This is a genomic window from Rathayibacter rhapontici (genome assembly GCF_001995175.1).
In the GTDB taxonomy this organism is placed as follows: domain Bacteria; phylum Actinomycetota; class Actinomycetes; order Actinomycetales; family Microbacteriaceae; genus Rathayibacter.
The window spans coordinates 1-2,831 of the sequence record NZ_MUKN01000115.1 but is presented as its reverse complement, the minus strand read 5'-3'; the positions used below and the strand labels follow the sequence as shown (position 1 = coordinate 2,831).

The window sequence follows — 2,831 nt, the reverse complement described above, 5'->3', positions numbered from 1 at the left end:
CTCGCCGAGCAGCCGCCCGGCCGGCTCGTCGCGGTGGGGCCGCACGCCCTCGCGCTCGACGAGTACCTCCGCACGCGCGTGCTGGAGCTGGTCGTGCACTCCGTCGACCTGTCGCGGGCGACGGGAGTGCCCCACGGTCTGCCCGGCCCCGCGCTCGAGGCGGCCTGCGCCCTGGCGGGGTCCCTCGCGGCGAGAGCCGGGCGGGCGGAGGAGTTCCTGATGGCGGTCAGCGGGCGCGAGGGTCTCCCGCCCGGCTTCTCGGTGGTGTGACCCGGGGCGCGCGAGCATCCTCGCTGATCGAGTGAGCCGCGCAGCGGCTGTATCGAGATCCACGTCCGCCTCACTGCGGGTTGATGCGGGTCTCGATACGCCGCTGCGCGGCTACTCGACCAGCGAGGGGACCCTGCTGATCGAGCAGGCCGCTCGCGGCCGTATCGAGATCCCCATCCTCCGTCCTGCCGGTGGATGCGGGTCCCGGTCAGGCCACGGCGAGCGCGGCGACCGGCGAGACCGTCGTCGCGCGGCGGGCCGGGAGCACGGCCGAGACGACCGTGATCAGCACGCCGACGACCACCACCGAGACGAGGATCGGCACCGGGATCGTGGGCGGCACGAGGCCGATGCCGGGCAGCGAGCCGAAGATCGCGATGGCCCCGCTCCAGCCGTAGACGACGCCGAGCACGAGGCCCAGCAGCGCCGCGGCGATCACCATCTGCGCCGCCTCGAGCACGACCATCCAGCGCACCTGCGATCCCGTGAAGCCGAGGGCGCGGAGCAACCCCAGCTCGCGACGCCGCTGCAGCACGCTGAGCGACAGGGTGTTCACCATGCCGACGGCGGCCAGGAGCACCGAGAAGCCGAGCAGGACACTCATGATCGCGGTGCTGACCGAGACGAACTGGTCGAGCGCGGCGAAGACCTCGGGCTCCATGTCCTCGGACATCCGCATGATGGTGCCGAACGTCGCCGCGGCGACTGCGAACATCGTGACGAGCGTCACTCCGATCACCAGCCCGATGACCGCGCGGGCGCTGCGGGCGGGGTTCCTGATCGCATTGGCCGAGGCGAGGCGGGCGACGGGACCTCCGCCGAACGCCCGGCCGACCAGCGAGGTCAGCGGAGGCAGGAGCACGGGGGCGCCGAGGATCACGCCCGTGAACGAGACCATGCCCCCGACCAGTCCGAGGAGCACCCCGTTGGGGCTGATCAGCCCGACCACGACGCCGCCTCCCAGGAGGGCGAGGCCGAGGACGACGCACACGATCGCGAGGGCGTTGCGTCCGCGGCGTCCGCGCAGCTCGTCGTAGCGGGGCTCCGCGGCGGATCCGGCGGCCTCGGCCGGAGAGACCGACAGCACCCGCCGCGATCCGCCCCACGACGCGATCACGGTCGACGCGATCACCGCGGCGGCCGGCAGCACCAGGCCCGGCGAGACCAGCGGGTAGTCGATGCGCGAGAACGTGCCCGTGGCGATGGCGAGCTCGGCGCCGGCCGCGACGAGCACGACGGCGGCGACGAGGCCGATGACCGCGCCGAGCACCCCCTGCACCAGGCCGTTCCGCACCACCTCGGTGCGCAGCGAGCGACCGGAGGCGCCCAGTAGGCGCAGGAGCGAGATCTCGCGGGTGCGCCCCGCGATCACCGTCGAGACGGCGTTCGAGGTGACGATGCCGCCGACGAAGACGGCGATGCCGAAGAACACCGCGCCGACGACTCCGAGGGTCGTCGCCGCCTGCTCGATGCCGTCGAGGCCGGCCGCCTCGAACGCGGCGACCATGTCGGCGACGACCATGACGAGCACGCCGCCGAACGCGGCCGAGAGGGCCGCGACCGTGACGATCGCTCCTCCGCCCTGGCGCGAGCCCGTGCGCACGCCGCTCACGCCGCGGCCTCCATCTCGAGCATCGCGCGCGAGACCTCCTCGGCGCTCATGCCGCGGCGGTCGTCGACCACGGCGCCGTCGCGGAGGAACACGATGCGGTCGGCGTACGCGGCCGCGATCGGGTCGTGGGTCACCATCGCGATGGACTGGCCGTACTCCCGGGTGGAGGCCCGCAGCAGCGTGAGGACCTCCCGTCCGGTGCGCGAGTCGAGGTTGCCGGTGGGCTCGTCGGCGAAGATCAGCTGCGGGCGGGTGGCGAGCGCGCGGGCGATGGCGACGCGCTGCTGCTGTCCGCCGGAGAGCTCGTAGGGCCGGTGGGTGAGGCGGTCGCGCAGCCCCAGGGACTCGATGAGGCTCGCGATCCACGCCTCCTCGTCGGCGGTGACACGGCGGCCGTCGAGCTCGAACGGCAGGCGGATGTTGCCGCGCACGTCGAGCGTGGGGATCAGGTTGAACGCCTGGAAGACGAAGCCCACCTCGCGGCGGCGGAGCAGCGTCAGCTCGGCGTCGCCGAGGCCGGTGATCTCGGTGTCGCCGAGGAACACCCGTCCGTCGGTCGCCGTGTCCAGGCCGGCGAGGACGTGCATGAGGGTGGACTTGCCGGAGCCGCTCGGACCCATGACGGCGGTGAACTCGCCGCGCTGGATCGAGAGGGTGACGCCGTCGAGGGCGACGACGGGGGGCGTGCTGCCGTACAGCTTGCGCACGTTCTCGACGCGCGCCACAACGGTGGAGGTCTGGTTCTGCATGTCCTCGACGCTACGGAGCGGGCCGCGTCGCGGGCGTCGCCCGAGGGTGGTCGCGCCGTCATCCCTGCGGGGGACGGGGCGTGGTCCTGCGGGTCCGCGCGGGATGCGGCGCGGGTCAGCGGCGGGCGCGGATCAGCGCGGCCGCAGCCCGGCCCGGCGGAGTGCGAGGGCGGCGAGCGCCTGCGTCGCCGCGGGGTCGC

2 protein-coding genes and 1 pseudogene are annotated in these 2,831 nt (G+C 73.8%); 1 reads left to right on the top strand and 2 read right to left on the bottom strand.

Features of this window, described 5'->3' with window-relative positions; translation table 11 throughout:
* A pseudogene (locus tag B0T42_RS20355) lies at window positions 1-270 on the top strand (mycothiol maleylpyruvate isomerase); the annotation flags it as partial.
* 208 nt (window positions 271-478) lie between these two features.
* Here the strand turns inward: B0T42_RS20355 and B0T42_RS18820 are convergent.
* Both B0T42_RS18820 and B0T42_RS18815 read right to left on the bottom strand, forming a co-directional pair.
* Complete coding sequence (locus B0T42_RS18820) at window positions 479-1,882, bottom strand: ABC transporter permease (protein ID WP_236720419.1); 1,404 nt, start codon at window positions 1,880-1,882, stop codon at window positions 479-481.
* Window positions 1,879-2,631 (bottom strand): ABC transporter ATP-binding protein, encoded by a 753-nt coding sequence (locus B0T42_RS18815; RefSeq protein WP_077224491.1) that lies wholly within the window; start codon window positions 2,629-2,631, stop codon window positions 1,879-1,881. The genes B0T42_RS18820 and B0T42_RS18815 overlap by 4 nt, the downstream gene beginning before the upstream one ends.
* Window positions 2,632-2,831: the final 200 nt, after the last annotated feature.

Bases quoted from the DNA above. Each gene is read 5' to 3' on its own strand.
- B0T42_RS18815 (WP_077224491.1), bottom strand. From the start codon at position 2,631: ATGCAGAACCAGACCTCCACCGTTGTGGCGCGCGTCGAGAACGTGCGC.